This is a genomic window from Thermomicrobiales bacterium (assembly GCA_023954495.1).
Taxonomy (GTDB): domain Bacteria; phylum Chloroflexota; class Chloroflexia; order Thermomicrobiales; family CFX8; genus JAMLIA01.
In genome coordinates this window covers 1-24,842 of record JAMLIA010000045.1, presented here as the reverse complement: position 1 = coordinate 24,842, position 24,842 = coordinate 1, and the positions used below count along the sequence as shown (strand labels likewise).

The following is a 24,842-nucleotide window of genomic DNA, read 5'->3' as shown; positions in this document are numbered from 1 at the left end:
CAGCATCACGACCGAAGATCCACTGCGCCGCGAGCTAGCCCGGCTTGTCGGCTTGCCGGTCGTGGAGCCGCGTGGAGAATCACTCGATCATCCAGACTCCTCGCCGGGCGCAGAGGACGCCGACGCCTTTACGCGTCGCATCGACACGCCCGAAGCCGCCGCTCCGGAACCAACGCACGAGGTGGTTCAGCCCTCATGGCACGCGCAGGACACATCGGTCGCGTTCGATCGCGATGATGCCGACGACGGTTCATACTCATTCGTGATCACGCCGCCCGTCCAGCCAATACCCGAGCGCACGACCGACCTGAATGCGTCCTGGGCAACCTGGTCGTCGCGAACATTCGAGATTCCGGCCGATGCCGCTCCACGTCGACGAACGAAGCCACGAATCGCCGCGATCATCGCCGCATTCCTGATCGTGGCAATCCTGCTCGCTGGTCTGCTCGTTGTTGTCGCACCGGCGGCCACGATAGCCGTCACGCCGAAGGTCGAGCAAATTGAAGTCCGATTGACCTACGGGCTGGCGTCTGCTGGGCAGCCGTTTGATGTGCAGTTCACTCCGCAATCAGTCTCAGCGACCGTCACCACAACGACGAGTATCCCGACAACCGGCGAGCGCTTCGTACCGGATGCGACGGCCAGCGGGACTTTGCTGCTCACTAACCCCAGCGTCGTCGCGGTGACCATTCCGGCCGGCACCATCGCCTACGCCGCCGACGGCTTCGAATATGCAACCCTCGTCGACGTCGACGTACCCGCTGCCGACCCATACGGCTCGCAGACATTCGGCAGCGCAACGGTGGCTGTTCAGGCGACCGTGCCGGGCACGGATGCAAACACCGACGCCGAGACGATCTACGGCCAGTGGGACAGTGGCGTGTTCTACACGAATCGCGACGCAATCGCCGGTGGCACGATGAAGCGCATCGCGACCGTCAGCGATGCCGATCGCGCCGCGCTGGAATCGGCTGCGTCAGCCGACCTGAATGCCCGCGCGCCAGAAGCACTGGCGCCCCAAATCAGCAACGGCGCGACGCTGGCACCGAACAGCGAACAGCGCGGTGAGCCATCATTCCAGTTCGATCACGCCGTTGGCGATGACGCGACAACGCTCCAGGTCGTCGCAACGATGGCGATCTCGGCGCAGGTGTTTGACCCGGCCGCCATGCAGCAGCAGGCTGAGGCGGAAGTGACGCGGCGTCTGGAATCAGCAGCCGCAGACAGCCAGATCGTCGCCAACTCATTGAGCATCTCCGCACCACAACCACTCGGTGACGATGACAACAGTGGCTACACGATTGTCGCGCAGGCGAACGCACAGCACGTTGTCGACCAGATCGCCCTCGATAGACTGAGCAGCGCCACCAATGGTACGAGCGTCGACGCGACAGCCGCGAAGGCGCACGAGATCGGCGGCGTTGCCGACGTACACATCGAACGCAGCAACAGCTGGCTGTGGTCCGACATGCCGCTGCTGTCGTCACGCATATCGATAGAGGTTGAACATGCCCCGACGGCCACGCAGGTCGAGGCCGCCCCGACCGGGCCGTAAGCTCGTTGGGCTAGATCTGGGCGAGCGCCGGATCGGCATCGCCATTTCAGACGACACCGGCATCATCGCCAGCCCGGATCGTATCATCGATCTGAAGCGGGGCTCGCTGGTTGACATCGTAGCAGTCGTGCGTGAAGTCGCAGCCGATGGAGTCGTGGTCGGGCTGCCGGTCAGTCTCAGCGGCGACGAAGGCTACCAGGCGCGCGCCACCCGCACCCAGGCGGCCGAGCTGGAAGCGCTGCTGGACGTGCCTGTCGTGTTCTGGGACGAGACGCTGACAAGCGCCATCGCCGACCGCGCACTTGAGCAAGCAGGTCGGAAGGCACGCGATCGCCGAATCCAGCGCGACGCCATCGCCGCAGCGATCATGCTCCAGAGCTATCTCGACGAGCACCCGATGCGGACCGATTCACCAACGAACGATTGGTAAGCACAGCCAACATTGACCTCGAATTTCCCGGACACCTATAATAGCAACTCAGGCATATTGACCGGCTAACGGTGAAACGAGGCGGACGGGTTATGAAGCTGATCATCGCGGTTGTCCAGAACGAGGATGCCGACGCGGTTGTCGATGCTCTCCTCGAAAATGACTTTCGCGCGACCCGCCTGGCTTCCACTGGCGGATTTCTCCGGCGCGGTAATACCACGATCATGATCGGTGTCCAGGACGAGCAGGTTGACCACGTCCTCGACCTGATTCGCCAGGAAGCGCGCAGCCGTTCGCAGGCCCAGGATTCCGGCGAGGTCCAGACTGCGGCTGCAACCGTGTTCGTTCTCGATCTTGAGGAATACCAGCGGCTCTAACCGGGTCGCACTCGTACACAATTCCCCTTAGCGCCGTACGATAACGGCGTCACCGGGGAGTACACATGACCGCCAACCCGCGAAAAGGTCGACAGCCCAGGCATGCGGGCCGCTTGACGGTACGCGGTGTACCCGTGCGCGTCCCGCGCACCTGGTTGTTCATTGCTGCAGTTCTGACCGGTATATCCATCAACCTCACCACTCCGGACGGCACGCAGGCCGAACTCATTCGCTGGTATTCCGCAACGGCAGTGATCGTGATCGGCTCGATCGCGTCGTTGCTGGGCCACGAAATCGCCCACGACATCGTCGCGCGCCGCCGCGGTACACGGCTGCACCGCCTGGACCTGTCCGCGATGGGCGCGCTGACCGACGAGGCGTTCCCACCCGAGCGGCCCGACGATGACGCGGTCGTCGCTGCCATCGGCCCGGCAGTCAGTTTCGCCGCGGGAGCGCTGCTAGGTGCCGTCTGGTGGCTCCTGCCTCGCGATAGCCTCCCGGCGACCGTGCTTGGTCCGCTCGCCGTGGTCAACCTGGCCCTCGGCGGCCTGACGATCCTGCCCGGCTACCCGACCGATGGCGGCCGAATCCTGCGCGCATTCCTTTGGTATCTCTCCGACGACCTCATCAGCGCAACGAAGATCGTCAGCATCTATGGCCAGATCATCGGCTTCGGCATCGTCCTGTCCGGGCTGCTCTTGCTGGCACTGGGTGACACATGGTCGGTCGCCGCCGCCTGGCTGCTCTTCACCTACTGGTCGGTCAGCCAGTCGGCTCGCCAAAGTCTCGCACTTACACTTCTCCGCGAAGGTGGTCGCAGAGTAACGGTCGACGAAGCCGGATTGGGCATCAGTCGCAGAATCGCCGGTGACCGCACCATCGACGCCACGCTCGACGAGATCCTGCAATCGGTCGAAAGCGGGCCGCTCCTCGTGCAGCAGGATGGCGCGATCGTCGGCCTCGTCAGCCTCGAAAACATACGTCGCGTGCCGCGGATCTCGTGGGATACGGTGACTGTCGGTCAAATCGCGTCGCCAATTGACGACATCCCGCGTGCCGGCGGAGAGTGGACGCTGATCGACATCCTCGACCTTGTCGACGAGTCGGCAAGTAACGTCGCGCTCATTGTTACCGGCGATCACATCGTCGGCGCAGTTGATCGCAACTTGATTTACGCGCGTATCCGCGAACATCTGCGACGCCCTCGCATGGATCTCCCGCGCCGCAGAGCGCGCTAACAAACCACCAACGACATGACGAACCTGTCCTTGTGTACGTACAGGGGTGCTGGTAGACTCTGACTCGTTGGCACGAACGTCCCATAACTGACCTGCGGAACACAAGGATCTCGGCAAATCTTCACGGTATGCCGGGCGTGGCCATCGTGTGTCGTCAACGGGTTCTGGTGGAGGTTTCTGATGTCCCGGCTCGCACTGGCGGCGATAGCAGCGATCGCGAGCTTGATGCTCGCTATCGTCGCGCAGCCCGTCTCGGCAACGACGAACCTCGTCGCCCGAAACGCCATTGTCATCGACGCGAGCAGTGGCGAGGTTCTCTACCAGCACAATGCCGACGCGCAAGTGCCACCGGCCAGCCTTACCAAGATCTTCACTGCCATTGCCGCCATTGAAATCACGCCGCTCGATCGGCAGATGACCGCCACAAGCGGCGACCTCGTCGGCGAAGCGAGCATGGGGCTTGTCGCGGGCGAGTCCGATTCGTTCCAGACACTACTGGCTGGCATGCTGCTATCGAGCGGCAACGACGCGGCAATGACGATCGCCCGCAACCTGGCGGCGGAGAATACACCGGTCGAAACCGCGTCGGTCACGCCGTTCGTTGACTACACCAATGCACGCATTGCCGAGCTCGGCGCGACCAGCACCCACCTCGTGAATCCGCACGGCCTCGACACTGAAGGGCATGTGACGACGGCGCGGGATCTGGCGACGATCGCCCGCTACGGTCTCCAGTCGCTCCCGGCGTTTGGTCAGGCGCTCAATCAGACAGCCTATACGGGCGACGGCCATACGCTGTACACGACCAATCCGCTGTCCGGCACCTATCCGGGGCTGATCGGCGGCAAGACCGGCATCACCCAGAACGCGGGCTACTGCCTGGTCGAGATCGCTCAGCGTAACGGGCAGTCGATCATCGCTGTTCTGCTTGGCAGTACTGCCGATGCCTGGGCATCGGACGCCACCGCCCTGCTCGATTACGGCTTCACTGCACTCGCAGCACCGGCACAACCCACTGCGCCAGACCCAAGCGGCTCTGCGGCAAACTCCCAACTCTCGGTAATCGGCAACGGCGCCGAGCAGGTCGTCACATCAGCGGCGGTCGAACGGCAGAAGTCACGCGCGCCGGGTGCCTGGGCAGCCATGGCGCTCGCCGCCATCCCCTGCCTCCTGCTCATTGGCTTCATCGTCAACCGCGCAACCAATCCGGCCCCGATGAAAACGCGCCGAACCCGAGCGCAACCGACGACGCACCGCCGACCGCGGCCCCGACCAGCCAGTGCTTTTGCACCGCATGGCATGACCGCGCCATTCGTCACGTACGATTCATCGCCCTCGCCGACGCACCAACAACGTCGCGTTCCAGAACCATCAGCGGTTCCTTCTTTCGGCGATTGATACCACTCCGCAACCCGCACGCTCAATTGCCCGTCTGCGATCGCAGGCGGGCATGTTCGTGCTCACGGAACCACAAAGCTGCCGATCAGTTGCGGCCAGGTCAGCAACATGATATAGTTCGTATCAACATTGTTGCGACTGAAGATCGCGTGAACCTCGTTAGATTGGTGGAGATTGCATGCGAGAGAGCGAGCCACTCTACGTCATTAGCGTTGCCTCAAGGCTCTTACGCCTGCACCCGCAGACGCTCCGCAAGTACGAGCGTGAGGGCTTCGTAGCCCCATCGCGCACGACCGGCAACCTCCGCCTCTACTCCACCGAGGATATCGAGCGACTTCGTCAGGTGAAGCACCTTGTCGAAGATCAGGGCATCAATCTCGCCGGAGTCCAGCTTGCGCTCGGACTCACTGAGCAGATTCGCGCACTTCAGGAGCAACTGCGTAATCACAAGCGTGAAGACTACGATGACATCTCTACAGTCCTCGACGGTCTCCTCGACATGATGGGAGCGTCGACCGTTTCTGATGAAGCCCAACGAGGTCGGGTTGCCATCGAAGTTCGAGTGAACAGGAAGCCCAGGTAATTCCATGAATCCGCAACGACTCACCGAAAAAGCGCAGGAGGCAATCCTTCGTGCGCAGCAGGAGACTGAGCGTCGGCAGCACGCCACACTCGACGTTGATCAGCTCCTCTACGCCCTGGTCACACAGGAAGGCGGCGTTGTCCCGCGAGCCATCGAGCGTGCTGGCGGTTCACCCACAGCAATCGCCGAGCAACTGAGCGCTGCCCTCGATCGCGCACCAAAGCTCCAGTACTCCGCCCAGCCCACGCTCAGCGGAACGCTTCGCAACGTCCTCCAGAAAGCCGAGGACGAAGCCCGCGGCTTTGGTGACGAATACGTCAGCACCGAGCACCTTCTGCTGGCCGCGCTGGACGCGGGCTCACGCTCAGAGGGCGTCAAGATCCTGACGCAAAACGGACTCAGCCGCGACGCCGTCATGACAGCACTCACCCAGATCCGTGGCTCGCAGCGCGTCACCGATCAGAATCCTGAAAACCAGTACGAAGCGCTCGAAAAGTACGGACGCGATCTGACCGAAGCCGCCCGGCTTGGCAAGCTCGATCCGGTCATTGGCCGCGACGAAGAGATCCGCCGCGTCATTCAGGTTCTCAGCCGCCGAACCAAGAACAACCCGGTGCTGATTGGCGAGCCGGGCGTTGGCAAGACCGCAATCGTCGAGGGGCTGGCGCAGCGTATCGTTCGCGGTGACGTGCCTGAGGGCTTGCGAGACAAGATCCTGATCGCGCTCGACATGGGCAGCATGATTGCCGGCGCGAAGTTTCGCGGTGAGTTCGAGGAGCGCCTGAAGGCCGTCTTGAAGGAGATCGCCGATTCCGAAGGCGAGATCATCGTCTTCATCGACGAGCTGCACACCGTCGTCGGAGCCGGTGCTGCAGAAGGTGCGATGGACGCCAGCAACATGCTCAAACCGATGCTGGCGCGTGGCGAGCTCCACGCCATCGGTGCAACAACACTCGACGAATACCGCAAGTACATCGAAAAGGACGCCGCGCTGGAACGACGATTCCAGCCAGTCTATGTCGGCGAACCGTCGGTCGAGGACACCATCAGCATCCTGCGCGGTCTGCGTGATCGCTATGAAGTGCATCACAACGTCCGCATCACCGATGGCGCGCTCGTTTCGGCTGCAGTATTGGCTGACCGATACATCACCGGTCGGTTCATGCCAGACAAGGCCATTGATCTGGTGGATGAAGCCGCGTCACGCCTGCGCATGGAGATCACCAGCATGCCGGTCGAGATCGACGAGATCAATCGCCGCGTCATGCAGTTGGAGATCGAGCGCGAGGCTCTGCGCAAGGAGCGCGACGACGCCTCACGCAAGCGTCTGGACGAGCTCGAGTCCGAGTTGGCCAATCTCAAGGAGAAGCGTGACGCGCTGATGGCCCAGTGGGATCGCGAGCGTGAAGACATCCAGCAGCTTGCCACGCTGAAATCAGAGATCGAACAGACGCGGCAGGAGATTGAACGCGCCCAGCGACAGGCGGACTACGGGCGTGCATCCGAGCTGCAATACGGGCAGCTCACCGAACTCGAGCAGCAGCTTGCAGCCGCCGAGCGCTCGGTTGCAGAGCAGGATGGTGCGCAGCGGCTGGTGAAAGAAGAAGTGACCGCCGACGATATCGCCGAAGTTGTCGCTCGCTGGACCGGCATCCCGGTTAGCCGCCTTGTCGAAGGCGAGATCGAAAAGCTCGTCCACATGGAGGAGCGCCTGCACAACCGAGTAGTTGGGCAGGATGAGGCGATCAACGTCGTGTCGAATGCCATCCGCCGCGCCCGCGCCGGACTATCTGACCCAAACAAGCCGCTCGGCTCGTTCATCTTCCTCGGCCCAACCGGCGTCGGCAAGACCGAGCTGGCTCGTTCACTCGCCGAGTTCCTGTTCGATGATGACCAGGCGATCGTTCGAATCGACATGTCGGAGTACATGGAGCGCCACGCGGTCTCGCGCCTCATTGGCGCACCTCCGGGCTACGTCGGCTACGAAGAAGGCGGCCAGCTCTCCGAGGCTGTCCGGCGGCGACCGTACTCAGTGATCCTGTTCGACGAGATCGAGAAGGCGCACCCGGAAGTCTTCAACATCCTCCTGCAGGTGCTCGACGATGGACGCTTGACGGATGGACAGGGACGCACGGTCGACTTCCGCAACACCGTCATCATCATGACGAGCAACCTCGGATCGACCTACATCCTGTCGTCCAGCGAGGACGAGGCGCGCGAGCGCGTCATGGAGGCGCTGCACGCGAACTTCAGGCCGGAGTTCCTGAACCGGATCGACGAGATCGTGATCTTCACGCCGCTATCGCGCGATCAGATCCAGCAGATCGTCGACATCCAGTTGCAGCAGGTGCGCCAGCGCCTGAAGGACCGCGGCATCGACCTGCAGATGACACCGGAAGCGCGCGAGCTGATCGCCAACCGCGGCTACGACCCGACCTTCGGCGCGCGGCCGCTGAAGCGCGTCATCCAGAAGGAGATTCTGGACCCGCTAGCGATGAAGCTGTTGGCCGGTGAGATCCACGATGGCGAAACGGTGACTGTCACGCGCGGCAGCAACGGACTGGAAATCAACAGCGCGCTGGGCAACGCGGCCATCGTCGCCTGATCTGGCGCAGAAATCGGTATACTTGCGGCGGTCGGCCAATGAGTCGGCCGCCGCATCACCGACCAAGATCAGGAGTGTGGATCACTAATGGATACGATCCTGGAGCTCATCAAGGCAGCCGTGACAGTCGGCGGGCTGGTAGTGTTGCTGCTCCTCATCCCGATCTTCTTCATCATCGTCTTCGGCTTCGCCACCAGCATCGATCGCTCACTCGAACGCGGCGACGAGTAGCTCCGCTCTGCGATCACCGTTGTCTCAGCAACCCGTACAGAAACAATGGCATGGGCGTCAGTAGCAACACCAATAGTTCCCACGGTGCGCTGCTAAATGCATCCCATGCTTCAGGATTGCTAAGGCTATCCGCCACAAACGCGCTGTATGCGACCACCGGCAGTGGCCCCAACGCCACGACGACGCCAAGCCACAGCCACTGACGCCGACGCAGAGCGGCCACCACAACAATAACCCAAACGGTAGTGATCGCAGAGAGCCCTAATGTCCGTGGCAGGCCATTGAAGTCCGTTCCGCCAGCCAGAGGAACGGCGACCCCCAATACAAGCATGATGAGCGCCACGCCCGCGCCGATCAGAACGCACCCGTCGGCAACCCCTCTTGTACCCTCCTCCATCAATCACATTCCTTTCCACTACATTGGAACCCTGCTTCACCTGCCTACGCTCGGCCGATTGTCAGTTTCAGCATGCCGGGGCGTCCGATCCGAAAGCCATCACCCGAGCCTGTCATCTCCAGCGTTGGACTTTGTCGAACGGATGGGAGATCTCTCACTTCCAGGTGCCCCCTGGGCGGCAGATGACAGGACAAGGGGTGGGCCGCCGACCGGCCGACTTGACATTGGCAACGCACGTAGTCCAGTAAGCAACCAGAGCAAAGGCCCCGTTGCTCTCCGCTGCGGGTCGGCCAATCAAACGGCGGTTCTATCCGGGAACCTTTCCCGTCTGACGAACGTCTTCATCCATAAGCACCTTGAATCACTTGCATGTGACAGATGGAGGCGATCATGGCTACGGTCCTGACTCGACGTACACGTTTGCTGGGGCTCACGCTGATAACCGTACTGTGCTCGATCACGATCTTTGCATGTGGTGGCAGCGCCGATGATGACGCAGTCCAGACGAATCAGTCGTCGTTTGCCAGCACTGAAAGCGCGGCAATGTCTGGCGCAGCGGAAGCGCCAGCAGCCGATGCCGAGCGCGAGGAGGTGAGCCAACCGCTTGTCGCACCGTCTGAACAACAGGTCATTCGCACCGCCGACATTTACCTCAGCGTTGAAGATGTCGGGGCGTCGATCGTTACCGTTCGCGGGATCGCAATGTCGGCCGGCGGATTCGTGTTCTCATCCAGCAGCTACAATGATGGCTCCAACCTGCAGGCAGATATGACAATCCGCGTGCCGTCAGACCGTTTCGATGAGGTACTGAATCAGCTCCGTAGCGCATCGTGGGTGACCCGCGTTGATCGGGAGCAGTCCTCGTCCCAGGATGTCAGCGGCGAATACATCGACAACGAAAGCCAGCTCCGGACGCTGCGTGAGACTCAGGCGCGCATGCTCGAATTGCTGGGCCGAGCTGAATCGATCGACGACATCCTTCGTTTAGAACTGGAACTTCAAGATATTCGCGGACAAGTTGAACGCATTCAGGGACGCCAGAACTACCTCGACAACGCCACGTCACTGTCGACGATCAGCGTCTCGCTGCGCCCTGCCACCGCAGTCGCGTCGACTGGCAAAAGCAATTTCAGCGTTGTGAATTTACTCGAACGCGCCTGGAACCACGCCCGCGGTGCTGTCGAGGCGATCGTTGTCGCCGCCACGACAACGCTGATCGTCGCCGCATTCGTCGCTCCGTTCGCAGCGGTCGCACTCCTGGTCATCCGCCGCTATCGCAATCGATCGCGCCAGACGCAGGTTGTCTGACCTGCGTCCGGCACGGTTATCGGCTAGCTGCCGGAGAGAATGCCCAGTGCCGTGAGCGCATATGCGCGCGCAGCCTGCATGACCTCGTCCACCCCGACCCATTCATCGGGGATGTGTGCGAGCTTGGGATCGCCAGGGCCATAGATGATCGTCGGGATGCCGATGGCGGCGAAATGCCGCCCATCGGTGCCCATCGAGAAGCCGGTCAGCTCCGTTGGAAGTCCCAGCCGCTCGTTGGCAGCGAGCATCGCCCGAACCGCCGGCGAGTCGGGATCGCTCATCGATGCAGCGCCCAGACCCAGTCCGACGACCTCGACTGTTGCCCCTTCGACATTCGCAACCGCACGCTCTGCGACTTCGCGAATCTCCTGCACCATCTCCTCGGGCACTTCGCCCGGCAGAATGCGTCGGTCGATATAGATCGAGCATTCGTCCGGCACAACGTTCTGCTTGATACCGCCAGAGATCATGTTGATCGACGCAGATGAGTGGTGGAAATACGGGCTCACCCGCTCTTCGAGCGCCGGCCACATCTCGCGGCGAAGCGCGACAATGACTTCCGCCATACCCTCGATCGCGTTGACGCCCTCCCACGGCAGCGCACCGTGCGCCGCGCGTCCGCGCGTTGTCACCTGGGTACTCGCGAAGCCGCGCTCACCGATAGCTACCATGCTCTGCGTCTGCTCACCGACAATCACAAAGTCGGGACGCGTCCCCATGTTGTGGGCGACATAGTGCGCACCGTGCAGGCCGCCCGTCTCTTCGTCGGCGACGACGTTGACGATCAGCGTTCCGCTGAACTCGACACCCGACCGAGCCAGCGCAATGGCACCCATAACCTGCGCTGTCACACTGGCCTTGTCGTCGCCGGCACCACGACCATAGACGCGACCATCGACCACCTCCGCAGCAAATGGCGGATGCGACCAGGCACTCTCATCACCGGTCGGCACAACATCGACGTGCGCGTTGAACAACAAGGTCGGTCCGTCGCCACGGCGAAGCGTGGCGAGCAAGTTGGGCATGTGATCCAGGTCACCGATGATCTCGGTCTCGAAGCCTTCGGCTGCCAGCTTCTCCGTGCAGATGCGAATCGACTCGCGAACATCGCCGGGCGGATTCACCGATGCTTCGTCACGCACAAGAGACTGGAGAAACGCAATCGCTTCAGATTCCTGAATCTGATCCAGAACGCGCTGGACCTGTTCGTCGTCCATCGTCCCCTCCCATATCTGTGAGTTGCTTGTGATTCAAGCGAGAGTCTCTGACGCGCATAATACATGCGAGACAGCGAACGGCCTACACAGTTGTCGTGCTGCGCAGACGCGGCTATCGTTGCCTCGGCGGAACATTGCACGGACACGCATTCCGATTCTGTTGGGGGTCGTTGGGTTGATGAGTAATCAGGTAGTTCGGTCCACGTCGATGCCATCGTCAGACTGGGCCGAAGCAATCACCGGCTGCATTTTCGACATGGACGGTGTCATCTATCGCGGCGACACGCTCATCCCTGAGGTGCCGGCATTCCTGCAGGCGCTGGATGACGCTGGCATCGTCTGGTCGATGGCGACGAATAACTCGACCAAGACCCAGCGCGATTATGTCGAAAAGGTCGGGCGCATGGGGATTGTTGCGCCGGAGACACACATCGTCACCTCGGCGATCGCAACCGCCACCTACCTTCGCCAGACGTATCCTGCCGGAACGACCATCTACGTCGTCGGTATGGATGCGTTGAAGCAAGCGGTGTTTGCGGACGGGTTCTTTCAACCTGCCGAACATGATGCCAAGGTGGTCGTGTCGGGTGCAGATTTCGACCTGCGCTACGATCAGCTCAAGGTCGCCTGCCTGGCGATTCGCGCGGGCGCAGACTACGTCGCCACAAACGGCGATCGCACGTTCCCGACCGAGGACGGGTTGATCCCCGGTTCCGGCGCGATCGTCGCCGCGCTCGTTGCCGCAACCGACGTTCAGCCGGTTGTCATCGGCAAACCCAGTCCCGTCATGATCGAGTCATGCCTGGACATCATGGGCACAACTGCCGCCTCTACATTGATGATCGGCGACCGCCTCGATACCGACATCCTGGCCGGCAACAATGCCGGAACCCCAACCTTGCTCGTCCTGACCGGAGTATCCACCGAGGCTGATATTGAGACATTCGGCATCCAGCCGACACTCGTCGTGCCGACGCTTGCGGAGGCAACAGCCGCGTTTCAAGCCCGAACTGCGAAGGCGTCGAAGCGATGAGCGAGCCGGGCGATTCTCACTACGATGTAGACGATCCATCCACCATTCAGGGCCGCGACGATCTTCGTCCCGGCGATCACTCACTGGCTGAGCTGCGCCTCGACCGTGCGCTCGAATCACTGGGCGATTGCACCGGGAAACTGCTCCTGCTCGGAGCAGGGGCGGGACGTTACGCGCGCGCACTCGCCAAAGCGCGCCCAGACCTCGACGTCATCGCCGGTGACCTGAGCCATGTCGCGATTACAGAGGCTGTCGACCTCGGCGGCACGCCCCTCTACCTCGTCTTCGATGCGCAGCAATTGCCCTTTCGCGATGCCAGCTTTAGTGCCGTCATCTTCTTCGATCTGCTGGAACACGTCCCCGATCCAGCACAGATGATTCAGGAGTGCCAGCGCGTGCTGGAACACGGTGGTGTCCTGCATTTCTTTGTGCCGCTTGAAGACCAGCCAGGTACGCTCTATCGCGCACTGCGCAACGGCAGCCGTATCCCGATCCACCACTGGAAAGAGCGCCACGTCGGGCACATCCAGCGCTTTCAACAGAGCGATGTGCTGCAGCTCGTCTGGGCAAGCGGCCTCACCGTCACGAACGTCCAGCACTCCTTCCACGTCGTCGGCCAGGTCCATGACATCGTTGACTATTGGCAGCGCGAGCGAACATCTGGCGGGCCTGGCAGGCTGCCGCTTCCGCTGGTCAAGCTGGCAACGCGCGGCGTGTTCCTCGTCACCTGGCGGCTCGCCTACCTTGAAGATCGCCTCTACGACGGCGGCAAGCTCGCGTCTGGGCTGCACGTGACCGCCCAGCGACTTCGCGACGTCTGAGGCAGTGCGCAATGGCAGTCCGGGCGGTCGTCGCTGGCTCGCTGGTCATGGACCTCAGCTTCGCAGTACCGAGGCGACCGGAGCCGGGCGATGTCGTCGTCGCGACCAGCTTCGGGCAGTATCGCGGCGGCAAGGGCTACGATCAGGCCGTCGCGTTAGCCAGGCTCGGCGCTGACGTGACGTTCATCGGTGCGGTTGGCGACGACGATTTTGGTCGTCAGTTTCTCGCGGCACTCAATGCTGAACGTGTCGATGCGTCGCGCATGATCGTCACCAGCGACGCGCCCACCTCAGTTGCGGTACCAATGGTCACCCCAGATGGCGACGTCGCCTTCGTCCACTCACCGGGGGCAAACCACCACCTGCGGCCCGAAGCAGTCGCGGATCTCCCGCCGTGCGACGTCCTGTTGCTCCAGGGCGAGGTACCCGTCGAGACTTCAATCGCAGCAGCGCGGCACGCGCGCGCCGCCGGTGCGATCGTGATGCTCAACCCGGCTCCGGCGCACGCCGTAACGCCACAACTCCTCGACAGCGCCGATCTGCTCACGCCGAACGAAGTCGAGGCACACGATCTTCTGCCGATGGGTGACGATCCAGCAGTCATGGTCAACGCGCTCGCCTCTGGCCGACGGGGCGCGGTCATCACACTCGGCGCACGAGGCTCGGTCTGGTCGATCAATGGAGAGTCCGGCAGCACGCAGCCTCCCGTCATTCAGGCGATCGATGCAACCGGCGCAGGAGATGCCTTCTGCGCGGCGCTGGCCGTCGCGCTCATCGAGGGGCAGATCCCCGCCGATGCGGTGCGGTTCGCGAGTGCAGCCGGGGCAGCGGCAGCAACAGTTCGCGGCGCTGAACCGGGCTTGCCAATTCGCCAGGCAGTCGAACGGCTGATGCGTTCCTAAGCGGTAGCAGCCATCTCAAGCGACGTCAGCGATGCTTCCGTTTCTGGGTCGAAGGCATGAATCTGCGATGTGTCGACCGCGATCTCGATCTCTTCGCCACGTCGGGCTTTGGTGCGAGGATCGGCGCGAGCGACGATTGTTTCACCGCCCGGGCCAGCCAGATGCACGAGCGTCTCTGAACCCAGCGGCTCAACGAGCTCAACCTGCATGTTCACGGTGTTGCCGTCATGGACCGTCTCTGCGAATTCACGCACCTGCATATGCTCCGGCCGGACGCCGAACAGCACCTCGCGGCCGACATACGGCCGCAATCCCTCCGCGCGATCCGGCGGCAGGCTCACCCGGAAACCGTCGGCTACGACTGAAACCTCGCCATCCGCTGCCACGACCTCGGCCGGGAATACATTCATCGACGGGCTGCCAATGAACGTCGCCACGAACCGGTTGGCCGGGTTGTCGTATAGACGTTGGGGCGTGTCGAGCTGCTGTAGCTTGCCTTCGTTCATCACGGCGATGCGGTCGCCCATCGTCATCGCTTCAGTCTGATCGTGCGTGACATAGATGGTCGTTGTTTCGAGCCGCTTCTGCAGCTTGATGATCTCGGCGCGCGTTTGAACTCTCAGCTTGGCATCGAGGTTCGAGAGCGGCTCGTCCATCAGGAAGCACTGCGGCTCCCGGACGATCGCCCGACCCAGCGCGACACGTTGTCGTTGGCCACCAGACAGCGCGCGTGGCTTGCGATCCAGCAGTTGATCAATGCCGAGAATCTGGGCTGCCTCGTTCACTCGCGCCGTGACGACATCTTTCGGCGTGCTCCTGAGCTTCAGGCCAAACGCCATGTTGTCGCGCACAGACATATGCGGGTACAGCGCGTAATTCTGAAACACCATCGCGATGTCGCGATCCTTGGGGTCCAGATAGGTGACGTCGCGGTCGCCGATGAAGATCCGACCGTCGGTGATTTCCTCGAGTCCGGCAAGGCAGCGGAGTGCGGTCGACTTCCCACAGCCAGACGGACCGACGAGGACGAGAAACTCTCCGTCCTCAATTTCGAGATTGAGGTCGTTCACCGCTGTAAACGCATCAAACATCTTGGTTACATGATCGAAGACGACTTTCGCCACCCTGTCCTCCTCGGATTAAGCCGGTCGGCGTGAGATGTTCCGGTGGCAAGGGGAGACACGTCCTGGCACGATTCCGTCTTCCCGAACCTGGACCCGCGACGCCCCCTAGGCTAGACGCCGAAATTGCCCGCGTCAACTTCGCTGGCGATTCGTATGCGCATTCCATCCAGCGTCGAGCACAGGCGGCTCGGCGCGCAGTCAGATGACGATGTGCAAGTGGTTTGCCATGACGTAACGGCGATGGCTAAAACAGGCGTGCGAAGGAATCGCACGGCCCATTTCCGGTGGCAGTCAATGCGGTGTTGTATAGACGCTGCTGATGCCTATGCTAACTCGCAGACTCAACCGCCTCGCGGTTCGCCAGAGCCATAACCGACGGCGCACCAACTGCAACGTCAGAAGCGATCCGCCCCTCGGCATCGATGAGCACAGCCGATGGTGTGCCTCCTGCTCCGAACCGTCTGCCGGTCTGGAATCCCTCGTCGAGGACGATCGTTGACGTTAGACCCTGCGCTCGGTTCTGCTGCGCTGTTCCTGTCGAGACGACAAGGAGATGTGGCGCACTCGTTGGCGCCGTTGCCTCCCACTCGCGCAAGTCATTGAGCATCCGCTGGCAATAGCCGCAGCGTGGATTCCAGAACACAACCAGTGTTTCATGCCCGCGGAGGTCAGCCAGGTCGACTGTTGTGCCGTTGATGTCCGGCAATTTGATGTCTGGCGCAACAACTCCAACGCCACTCTGGATCGCTGTTTGCGGCTTATGGCCGTTCGTGGGAACGACGACGTTGGCAATCTGCTGTCCGCTCACCGTAGCGACCAGGTCGCGGATATTCCCGGCCCCCTGAGCCAGACCACTGCCGATTGTACCGTCGGATCGAATCAGGACCGCTGCTGGCGTCCCGCGCGACCTGTACGCCTCGGCTACCTCGCGATCCTCCTGCAACAGCACATTCGTCAATCCATGCTCGGCGCTCTTGCTGCGGTTCGCTTCGGCAGCGCCCCGGCTGACCAACGCAACTGTCAACCCCAGATTCTCGTCCCGCTGCCAGCGACCGATATCCGGCATCAGCGCGTTGCACGGTCCACACCCGGGATCGGAAAACACGAGCATCACCGGCTTCGAAGCGGCCCGCAGTGCCGCCAACGTCATCGTCTCGCCGTGCAAGCCACGAAGCTGAAAGTCGGGCGCAACGCTGCCAAGTGACAGGCCGATATGTTCAGTCTTCGGCACAGCGTTCGCCGAGACGCTCCCACTCTCCAATGCTTCGACACGTGCCAACAGCCGACCCTGCTGCTGGAGCAGATTCAGGATCAACGAACCTTCGATTGCGATGGCAGCGAGCATTGCAACGGCAGCCGCCGCGACGACTACCTGACCGGTCGACAGCGAATCCGCGACGCCAACAATGCTTCGGCCCGGGTCGCCCCAACCCTGCCAGACGACAAACCCGGAAACGCCAGCCAGCAACGCGTTTCGCACGAGTGTCTGCCAGCCAGCCGGTGCTGAGTGCAACTGTCCGAAGCAATGGCAATCCGGCTCTCGGCCCTGCATGAGATTGACTGCAATGCCGATACAGAAGAGCGTCAGCAACATCAGCGCACCGACTGCGCTCCAGTCCGCAGTCGCGCGCGGAATAAGCCCGATCCCGACGATGATCTCGACAACTGGAAGCAGCACACCAAAGGGAATGGCCAGCAGTGGCGGAACGCCGAATTCGACGAGCGCACGACGGCTTCCGTCCCGATCGGCAAGCTTCGCCAGACCGGCGATGAGAAACACACCGGCCAACACCAACCGCGCTAGTAGCAGGATTGTTGGCATCTCAGCTATCCCTCCCATCGTCAGGATGTTGCATGCTCGGCACTACATGCAGACGTAGTTGAAGTCTTCATCGAGGCCGCAGCGATGATTGGGATCATCCCATTCGAAATCGCAGCAGACTGAGTCGCACTGGGACGTCCCGCTCGGGCAGCACATGCCATTCGCGCCGCCGCAGACGGAGTACAGGTAGCCATTTCCACCGCAGCACTCCGACTCAACCGGGCAGCAGATCCAGGCATCGCGATAGAAGCCCTTCGTCCCTGCGCTCGGTGTCACCGGGCAGATCTTGAATTCACTAGTCTTGCGGCACTGCCAGGTCATCCCGTCGCCGCCGCCGCTGGCATCCAGACCGACTTCGTTACAGCAGATCTCATCCTCTGCGCAGGCAGCGCATGGACTCGGGATGCAGTCCGTGCCTTCTGAACAGATGTCGCCCTCGTCGCAACACACGTCGCCGCAGATGCGCTCCGGTGGACAATCGATGCACTGCTCCTTGCAGGTGCCATCATCGCAGCATTGCAGGCCGTCACCGCAGGTGGAAACACACTGCCCGTCCTGACAGGTCAGGCATGCACTCCCGCAATCCATTGGCTGGCAAGTGCCGTTGACGCACTCTTCGCAGTCGGAGCACGCTATGTCGCAACCTCCGCAATGATCGTGATTGCTGGAAAGATCGACGCACTCGCCATCGCAGAGCGTCTTCGACGGTGGACACGAGCACGTCCCGTCGACGCATGTCGATCCCGGTTCGCATGCGTTACCACATGCCCCGCAGTTGGCGGTATCAGAATTGAGATCGACGCAGACGCCGTTGCATTCCGTCTGCCCATCAGGGCACTGACATTCGGAATCGGCACAGATCTGATCGCTGCGGCACGCATGGCCGCAATCGCCGCAGTTCTCGGCGTTGGTCGAGACGTCAACGCAGCGCGCGTCGCAGCACTTGTCGTTCGGTCCGTCACAGTCTTCGCATACCGGACAGCAGTCGCAAGCCTCGCGCTGGGCAGATTCATATGCCGAAGTACCGGTTCGGGTGCTGGACACCGCCGTGTAATACAGGCGCGCGAGCGCCACGCAGCTGTAGACCATGTAGCGGTCGTACCAGGTGTCGTGCGGATACGCTTCGGCGCAGGTTGTCGACATATCGAGAAAGAAGTGCTGGTCGCACGAATGCTTGTCGGTATTGCAGGTTCCGTAGCAAATGTCGTGACCGTTGCAGGCCGGTGTGAAATCGATATTGCGGAGCGGGCCAAGACGATTGGGAACGATGTACTTGAAGAAGCCGTTCTCCGGACCACAGCCATTGGAAGTGGCGGTATAGCCAGGATGGGGCACTCGATCCGGGCAGGCATCAATGTCGCGAATGGGATACCTCTGCTGGATACCTGACGGCTCGCAGCATTGATGGGACGGGTCATATGGAACGCCGTCGCAGGTGTACTCGCCATACGCATCCGCCTTCTGCGAGCCGCCAATGCCGAGGCTGGCGAGCGCGCCACCCACAACCGCGGCTGCTACACCCTTGAGAACCTGCCGCCGCGATGTCGTCTGGCCGAGCGTACGAGTAAGCTCGTCAAATCGGCGCACATCCATATCGCACCCTTACCTTCGATTTCTGCGGCACACAGAACCATCATTCCGCGCATGTGCACGGAAGCGTCTCGGATACGTGATGTGTGGCAGATCCGGGAAGTTGCGGAAGGAACGAAAGGGTCTGCCAAGACTTCTATCGTGCCGCGATATTAACCCCGGCATTGATCGATGTCAAATGATAGGTGTGTAATCGAAAGCCTCGGCGGTCGCCTTACTCGTCCGCCTGTATCATGAGTGGGTTGCGTGATAACTGGAGAACAGCGCGAGCAGGAAGGTCGGGATGTCCGAGCAAGAACCCATCCGTGTCGGCACCCTGAACCTGCGCAACACGTCAGACCGCTGGTCGGCGCGGCGACGGTTGCTCTTTGAACAGCTCTCGGAGCTTGGCCCCGATATCCTCGGCCTGCAGGAACTCCGACGGCCGTCTCTGCAATCCCGCATGATCGTGCAGGCGGCTAATGCGGAATCCGATAGCCCGCCACATCACCTGTATTCGGCCTGGAAAACCGGCCTGCGGCGCTTCTGGGAAGGCATTGGTGTCCTCACGGAGATGCCTGTCATCGAGACGGAGCAGATAGATCTGCGTAGTGGCGAGCGCGTCGCGCAGCGCGTGACGGTCGCACTCGACGACGGCACACTGCTGGACTTCTACAACACCCATCTCAGCCACGCCGCCGATGCCACCGACGAACGCTTGCGGCAGGTCGAGATCATTCTCCGCAACATACGCGCGCGTCCACCGCATCCGCACATCCTCGTCGGCGACCTCAACGCTGTCCCCGATGAGCCAGCGATCCGGTTGCTCGCAACGGAGATGCAGTCCGCCTACGCGCTCGTCCACGGTCATGAGCCTGAAGTCACCGTCCCCTCCCCACTGAGCCGAACCTGGGGACTCGAAGACGCCAAGGTGATCGACTACATCTTCGTGAGTGCCGACATTACCGTTCTCGACGCCTGGATCACGTTCGATCGCATTGCTGACGACGACGAACGCCTGACGGCTTCAGACCATTTCGGCATCGCTGCCAACATCCTCACCAACCGCTAAAGCAAAACTGTGGATAATGAACGCGGTGCTGTGGATGGGTAAACGCACCAAGTCACACGATGTTGGTGGTAGGAAAGGGATAACGATGCCACGGATTGAGGCGGAGGGGATCAAGGCGTTCGAGGCCACGTCGGGTCGGCGACTGGTCCTGGAACTCATGGACAACGACGTTGATATTCTCCATCGGTGCGGCGGTCTGGCGAAGTGCACCACCTGCCGCGTCGAAGTGCTCGAAGGCGATGCTGGCGAGATGACCGAGCGCGAGCGGGTTCGTCTGGCACGCGAGAAGGAGCTGGGCGAGAACACGCGCCTCTCGTGCCAGATTCTGTGCACCAGCGATCTCAGCGTCCGTGTACTACGCCGATTCAGTGAGTCCGGCCTCTCCGACGCCGGCCCAATGCCGAGCGAAGACATCGACGCAACCGAGCACGCCTGATAGCACGCGCCCCTGGTCCGGCCCACAACGGCCTCCTGCCAGGGGCATCATTGCGCCTGTTCGCCCATGCCGATCACGGGCGGCGCACTCTTCTACGGCGTCATGATCTTCGGTCGATACTGCAACGCCTCGGCAAGATGATGCGAGCGAATGGCATCGTCCCCGGCCAGATCGGCGATCGTACGCGAGAGCTTGAGGATGCGGTGGTACGAGCGCGCCGACAGCTGCAATTGGCGCATTGCTGTCCGCATCAATGTACCGCTGGCGTCGTCGAGGACACAATGCCGCTGGACATCTCGTGCGCCCATGTCGGAGTTCGTGCGGATGCCAACATCGCTAAACCTCGTACGCTGCCGCTCGCGAGCCTCCTCAACGCGTCCACGGATCGCCAATGACGATTCACCGGCTCGCTGATCGGAGAGCTTTTCGTACTCGACGCGTGGCACATCCAGATGAATGTCGATGCGATCCAGCAGCGGTCCGGAAATGCGTTTCTGGTACCGCGCAATGGCTCCGGCCGAGCAGGTGCATTCGCGCTCAGGGTCTCCGTTGTAGCCGCACGGGCACGGATTCATCGCAGCCACCAGCATGAACGACGCCGGGTAGGTGATCGCACCACTCGCTCGCGAGATCGTCACGACGCGATCTTCCAGCGGCTGGCGCAGAACCTCCAGGACGTTCTGCCCGAACTCGGGCAACTCATCGAGGAACAGCACGCCGCGATGCGCAAGGCTGATTTCCCCAGGTCGCGGGAACCGCCCGCCACCGACCAGACCGGCGTACGACACCGTGTGGTGCGGCGAGCGGAATGGGCGTTCCCGCACCATTGGCTGTCCGCTGGGAAGCATCCCCGCGACTGAGAAGAGCTTCGTGACCTCAATCGCTTCATCGCGCTCCAGGCGCGGCAGGATCGACGGCATCGACCGCGCGAGCAACGTCTTCCCGGTGCCCGGAGGTCCAGAAAGCAGCACGTTGTGCCCGCCCGCTGCGGCGACTTCCAGTCCGCGTTTGACGTGCTCCTGCCCGCGAACGACGGAGAAATCCGGCGCAGTGATCTCAAACGATTCAAGGTCGATCGGCACACCGCGATACGGAGGAATCGGCGCGCTGCCATCCAGATGCTTCACCAGACCGATGAGCGAATCAACCGGGTACACGTCGATGCCCTCGACCAACGCGGCCTCATCAGCATCGTCGGCCGGTACGAACGCGCGGCGGACACCCTCGCGTGCCGCCAGCGCGACCATCGGCAGGATGCCGGTTGTGTGCCTGACTGCGCCGTCGAGCGACAGTTCGCCGACGACCATCGCGTCGCGAAGATCGGCCACGACAGCACGGCTGGACATCAGCAAGCCGACCGCGATCGGCAGATCGTAAGCCGGGCCCTCCTTACGTATGTCGGCTGGTGCCAGGTTGACGATGATTCTCCCACTTGGAATTCGACCACCGCTGCTTCTGATCGCAGTGCGAACACGCTCGCGCGATTCCTGAACGGCTGCGTCCGGCAGGCCGACAACTACGATGCCCGGATTGCCGTGCGGGGACGCCGCCGCGACCTCAACCTGGACGAGCACGCCTTCGAGGCCGATCGTGGCACAACTGAGCACGGTTGCAAGCACGCTCAATCCTCCCGCTACGGAGACACTTCTGGCTCGGAACACAATGAAACTGTTGCGGCAGTCTAGCACGGCTGCCGGGATGTGATGCGGTGAATTGAGCCAGAATGTTTAGCGGCTGAATAGCCCGCGCTTGCCCTCGACCAGCACGACGCCGAGGATGTTTGCACCGACGCGTTGCAGTGCGTCGCGGGCATCGATCGCCTTCGGTCGCCGCGTTGTCCCGGAAGCCACGACCATGATCACGCCGTCGACGCGCGAGGCCAGCGCCAGCGCATCAGCGAAGCGCGGTAGCGGCGCACACGACAACACGATCAGATCAAACTGATCCGACAATGCGCTAAGAGCGCTATCCGTACCGGCGCTCGCCAGATGGTCGCCACCTGCCGCCTGTCCGGCGGGTACGATGACGAGACCGGCACTGCCTGCCTGCAGCAGCTTCTCGGGCAACGGCTTCCCGGCAATTAGGTCGGCGAAGCCTGCAGCGCTTGCGCCGCTGCGACCGTCCGTTTCAACGTAGGCGCAGCGATCTCCGGCCTGCACGAACGACTCCGCCAGATGACGCGCGACGTCGCTGGTCTTGGTCGTATCGACATCGACGACCAGCACCGACTGTATCCGGCGCTCGCCCGAAGCGAACTTTACGGTCGAGCGCAACGTCCGAAACGCCTCTTCGATGTTGTACCGCGTGGTCTCAGACGCCGAACCTGTCGCCAACGACTTCTCCTTCATCACTGCTGCCGATTCTCTCGTACTGTCGCCAGCACCGGTAGCCCAAGGTAACGTTCGAGGTCGGTGCGATTCTTTAAGGTGTCATCGCGATAGATCAGCAGGAAGACGATGCAGGCACCCGCCAGCGCCCCGGCGAGCCCACCTGCGATTGTCGACACACCCGCCCGCGAGCTATTCGGCGTCGATGGCGGCGTTGGCGTGTCGAGCTTGACGATCGTGACGGTCTCGGGACGCGTCTGATTCTCCACCCGCGGTCGTGCCAGTAGCTCATCATTCAAATCGACGCTTTGTCGGACGAACTCGTCCGCTAACGCATTCGCGATGTCGGCGGCTCGCTGCGGGTCGGTGTCGTTCACCGTTATCTGGACGATGTTTGCATCTGGCTGGTGGCTGACCGACAGTCCGGACGCCGCGACATCCGGCGAGATACCGTTGCTGGCGTTGGCCATTGCTTCGCTGACGAACGCCCAGCTGCTGATGATGTCCCGGTAGGACGCCAGCCGGTTCTTCGCATACAGATCCACCCAATAGTCAGGCGGGTCGGCAATCGCCATCAGACGCGCGTTGACCGTGTAGGTCTTCGTCTGATCGCTCGTCCCGGCAAACACAACCAGCGCCGCTACGGCTGCCGCCAGCACAATGATCCATGAGCGCCGCAGGATGGCGACGACGATCTCTTCCGGTCGCATCATCGGCGCGACCCGCTCGGGATCGTCGCCAGGTGCGGCACGCCCAGCACCGCTTCGGTCGTTTCCGCATCGCGAAGCGTCTCATCAAGATAGTCGACAAGGAACGCGATCAGCATCCCGGCACCGATCCCAGCAAGCACCTGCATAGCCAGCAGCAGGATCATCCGGTTCGTATCTGGTGCTGCATCAGTCGGGCGGTCAATGATGTCGATCAACGCTGTCGAATCGAGCTTGTCGAGCCCAAGATAGGCCGTCGCGTCCAGCTCAAGCTCATCAGCCACTGCTCTGGCGACCTCGACGGCACGCCCCTGATCTTTCGATGCGACGTGAACCGACAGAATCCGATGCGTGCGGTCGCTGCTGAGCGACTGTCCGATGTCACCGGCCGTCACATCGACACCGGCCGACGCCAACCGCTGGGCAACGGCACCGGCAAAGACATTGCCGCGCACGACCTCCACCAGATCGTCGATGTTGTACTCACTCGCGCCGAACGTGTAGAAGCCACCGTACTCGAAGTCCGTCGTCGGCGGCTGATTATTCTGATAGATGACACGCGCGCGAACGACCGTCGAGTACGTCGGTGTCCAGAGCGCCACCTGCACAAGCGCAATCAGGATCGCGATCAGCGGGACGCCAAGCACAAACGGCCAACGTCTGCGCAGCGCCCGCAAGTAGACACTCAGCTCCACGTTTTCGCCTCCCGTGTCTCCTCGACGATCCGTATCAATTCGTTCGCAAACCGCTGTGCTGAAAACTGCTGAGCATGCTCGACAATTCGCTGAGTTGCGAAGCTCATGCCGTCGAATCGACGGACTGCCTCGATCAGGCTTTCGACCGTCTGCTCGGCAACATGGACACCGGTCACGCCGTCAACAACCGTATCCAGCGCGCCACCCGCGCCAAGCGCTATGACTGGCCGACCGGCTGCCTGCGCCTCAACCTGGGCGATCCCGAAGTCGTCTTCAGACATGAACACGACTGCGCGGGCCCGAGCATACAGTTGAGCGAGCTCGTCGTCGCTGACGTGCCCGAGGAATTGAACTTCGGGTCCGGCACGCCGCTCTAGCGCTTCCCGATCCCGTCCGCTACCGGCGATCCTGAGCGGCAATCCGAGCGCGTTAAATGCATCAATCGCCAGATCGAACCGCTTGTACGGCACCAGCCGCGACACCATCAGGAAGTACTCGCCAACCTGATCGTCGCGCACCGGAGCAAACCGCTGGGTATCGACCGGCGGATAGACGACGTCGGCGTCGCATTCCCAGAACCGGCGAATACGATCCCGGACGGCGGAAGAGTTGGCAATAAACCGATCGACGCGTCCGCTCGTCCGTCGATCCCAGGCGCGCATCGCCGTCATCACCGGGCGCAGTCCCTGCCGCACAACCGGCGACATCTGCTCGCGCTCCACATAGGCGTCCAGATTCCAGGCGAAGCGCATCGGAGAGTGGATGTAGGCAACGTGGACCGCGCCGTCCGGCGGCCGCACCGCCTTGGCGAAGGCGCTCGACGACGACAGCACAACGTCGCAATCCGGCAGTGTGAGCCGCTCGAACGCCAACGGGTAGACAGGCAGGTAACGTTGATGGGACGCACCAACGCCGGGCAGGTGGTTCATCCACGTCGTTCGGATATCCCAGGTGCGGTACAAGCTCGGTAGCTGGTCAGCGTCATAGATTGATGT

At 62.0% G+C, this 24,842-nt stretch carries 24 protein-coding genes; 14 read left to right on the top strand and 10 right to left on the bottom strand.

Annotated elements, in window-relative coordinates; translation table 11 throughout:
- The 8 genes from M9890_09815 to M9890_09780 form a co-directional block, all read left to right on the top strand.
- The coding region (locus M9890_09815; protein MCO5177252.1) for a baseplate J/gp47 family protein at positions 1 to 1,555 on the top strand (1,555 nt) is incomplete at its 5' end.
- Complete coding sequence (gene ruvX / locus M9890_09810; protein ID MCO5177251.1) at positions 1,509 to 1,985, top strand: Holliday junction resolvase RuvX; 477 nt, start codon at positions 1,509 to 1,511, stop codon at positions 1,983 to 1,985. The genes M9890_09815 and ruvX, both read left to right, overlap by 47 nt.
- Positions 1,986 to 2,077: 92 nt before the next feature.
- Positions 2,078 to 2,362, top strand: coding sequence for a cyclic-di-AMP receptor (locus tag M9890_09805; GenBank protein ID MCO5177250.1), 285 nt, complete (start codon positions 2,078 to 2,080; stop codon positions 2,360 to 2,362).
- A gap of 134 nt (positions 2,363 to 2,496) precedes the next feature.
- On the top strand, positions 2,497 to 3,600 hold the full coding sequence (locus M9890_09800; GenBank protein MCO5177249.1) for a hypothetical protein: 1,104 nt from the start codon (positions 2,497 to 2,499) through the stop codon (positions 3,598 to 3,600).
- A 180-nt stretch (positions 3,601 to 3,780) separates the two neighbouring features.
- Positions 3,781 to 4,998, top strand: a complete 1,218-nt coding sequence (locus M9890_09795) for a D-alanyl-D-alanine carboxypeptidase (GenBank protein MCO5177248.1) — start codon at positions 3,781 to 3,783, stop codon at positions 4,996 to 4,998.
- 178 nt (positions 4,999 to 5,176) lie between these two features.
- Entirely contained in the window at positions 5,177 to 5,581 is a 405-nt protein-coding gene (locus M9890_09790) for a MerR family transcriptional regulator (GenBank protein MCO5177247.1), read from the top strand.
- A 4-nt stretch (positions 5,582 to 5,585) separates the two neighbouring features.
- Entirely contained in the window at positions 5,586 to 8,186 is a 2,601-nt protein-coding gene (gene clpB, locus M9890_09785; GenBank protein ID MCO5177246.1) for an ATP-dependent chaperone ClpB, read from the top strand.
- Between the two features lie 87 nt (positions 8,187 to 8,273).
- Entirely contained in the window at positions 8,274 to 8,417 is a 144-nt protein-coding gene (locus M9890_09780; protein ID MCO5177245.1) for a hypothetical protein, read from the top strand.
- Positions 8,418 to 8,430: 13 nt separating this feature from the next.
- On the opposite strand, the gene M9890_09775 is transcribed toward M9890_09780, so the two are convergent.
- A complete protein-coding gene (locus M9890_09775; GenBank protein MCO5177244.1) occupies positions 8,431 to 8,814 on the bottom strand; it encodes a hypothetical protein in 384 nt (127 codons plus the stop codon).
- Between the two features lie 390 nt (positions 8,815 to 9,204).
- On the opposite strand from M9890_09775, the gene M9890_09770 reads away from it, so the two are divergent.
- A complete protein-coding gene (locus M9890_09770) occupies positions 9,205 to 10,122 on the top strand; it encodes a DUF4349 domain-containing protein (protein ID MCO5177243.1) in 918 nt (305 codons plus the stop codon).
- A gap of 23 nt (positions 10,123 to 10,145) precedes the next feature.
- Here M9890_09770 and M9890_09765 read toward each other — a convergent pair whose 3' ends face one another.
- Complete coding sequence (locus tag M9890_09765) at positions 10,146 to 11,339, bottom strand: M20 family metallopeptidase (protein ID MCO5177242.1); 1,194 nt, start codon at positions 11,337 to 11,339, stop codon at positions 10,146 to 10,148.
- Positions 11,340 to 11,517: 178 nt separating this feature from the next.
- Here M9890_09765 and M9890_09760 point away from each other — a divergent pair, with 178 nt between their 5' ends.
- Genes M9890_09760 through M9890_09750 form a run of 3 tightly spaced genes read left to right on the top strand, consistent with a single transcriptional unit; the run spans position 11,518 to position 14,095 of the window.
- A complete protein-coding gene (locus M9890_09760; protein MCO5177241.1) occupies positions 11,518 to 12,372 on the top strand; it encodes an HAD-IIA family hydrolase in 855 nt (284 codons plus the stop codon).
- On the top strand, positions 12,369 to 13,193 hold the full coding sequence (locus tag M9890_09755) for a class I SAM-dependent methyltransferase (GenBank protein ID MCO5177240.1): 825 nt from the start codon (positions 12,369 to 12,371) through the stop codon (positions 13,191 to 13,193). Before M9890_09760 ends, M9890_09755 begins: the two co-directional genes overlap by 4 nt.
- Positions 13,194 to 13,204: 11 nt before the next feature.
- On the top strand, positions 13,205 to 14,095 hold the full coding sequence (locus M9890_09750; protein ID MCO5177239.1) for a ribokinase: 891 nt from the start codon (positions 13,205 to 13,207) through the stop codon (positions 14,093 to 14,095).
- On the opposite strand, the gene M9890_09745 is transcribed toward M9890_09750, so the two are convergent.
- The 3 genes from M9890_09745 to M9890_09735 all read right to left on the bottom strand — a co-directional run bounded on the left by M9890_09745 (position 14,092) and on the right by M9890_09735 (position 17,317).
- The gene (locus M9890_09745; protein MCO5177238.1) at positions 14,092 to 15,219 is read right to left on the bottom strand and encodes an ABC transporter ATP-binding protein; all 1,128 of its coding nucleotides are present in this window, start codon (positions 15,217 to 15,219) and stop codon (positions 14,092 to 14,094) included. The two genes, M9890_09750 and M9890_09745, sit on opposite strands and share 4 nt — an antisense overlap.
- Before the next feature lie 328 nt (positions 15,220 to 15,547).
- A complete protein-coding gene (locus M9890_09740; protein ID MCO5177237.1) occupies positions 15,548 to 17,041 on the bottom strand; it encodes a redoxin domain-containing protein in 1,494 nt (497 codons plus the stop codon).
- 42 nt (positions 17,042 to 17,083) lie between these two features.
- Positions 17,084 to 17,317, bottom strand: a complete 234-nt coding sequence (locus M9890_09735; GenBank protein ID MCO5177236.1) for a hypothetical protein — start codon at positions 17,315 to 17,317, stop codon at positions 17,084 to 17,086.
- A gap of 1,597 nt (positions 17,318 to 18,914) precedes the next feature.
- Here M9890_09735 and M9890_09730 point away from each other — a divergent pair.
- Both M9890_09730 and M9890_09725 read left to right on the top strand, forming a co-directional pair.
- Positions 18,915 to 19,682: an endonuclease/exonuclease/phosphatase family protein gene (locus M9890_09730; protein ID MCO5177235.1), complete on the top strand. Its 768-nt coding sequence runs from the start codon at positions 18,915 to 18,917 to the stop codon at positions 19,680 to 19,682.
- A gap of 85 nt (positions 19,683 to 19,767) precedes the next feature.
- The gene (locus M9890_09725) at positions 19,768 to 20,118 is read left to right on the top strand and encodes a (2Fe-2S)-binding protein (protein ID MCO5177234.1); all 351 of its coding nucleotides are present in this window, start codon (positions 19,768 to 19,770) and stop codon (positions 20,116 to 20,118) included.
- A gap of 92 nt (positions 20,119 to 20,210) precedes the next feature.
- Here the strand turns inward: M9890_09725 and M9890_09720 are convergent, their stop codons facing one another.
- The 5 genes from M9890_09720 to M9890_09700 all read right to left on the bottom strand — a co-directional run.
- A complete protein-coding gene (locus M9890_09720) occupies positions 20,211 to 21,737 on the bottom strand; it encodes a YifB family Mg chelatase-like AAA ATPase (GenBank protein MCO5177233.1) in 1,527 nt (508 codons plus the stop codon).
- 108 nt (positions 21,738 to 21,845) lie between these two features.
- Positions 21,846 to 22,451, bottom strand: coding sequence for a hypothetical protein (locus M9890_09715; GenBank protein MCO5177232.1), 606 nt, complete (start codon positions 22,449 to 22,451; stop codon positions 21,846 to 21,848).
- Between the two features lie 14 nt (positions 22,452 to 22,465).
- On the bottom strand, positions 22,466 to 23,158 hold the full coding sequence (locus tag M9890_09710) for a hypothetical protein (protein ID MCO5177231.1): 693 nt from the start codon (positions 23,156 to 23,158) through the stop codon (positions 22,466 to 22,468).
- Positions 23,155 to 23,847, bottom strand: a complete 693-nt coding sequence (locus M9890_09705; protein ID MCO5177230.1) for a hypothetical protein — start codon at positions 23,845 to 23,847, stop codon at positions 23,155 to 23,157. Before M9890_09705 ends, M9890_09710 begins: the two co-directional genes overlap by 4 nt.
- A partial coding sequence (locus tag M9890_09700; GenBank protein ID MCO5177229.1) for a glycosyltransferase occupies positions 23,838 to 24,842 on the bottom strand: 1,005 nt, incomplete at its 5' end. The genes M9890_09705 and M9890_09700, both read right to left, overlap by 10 nt.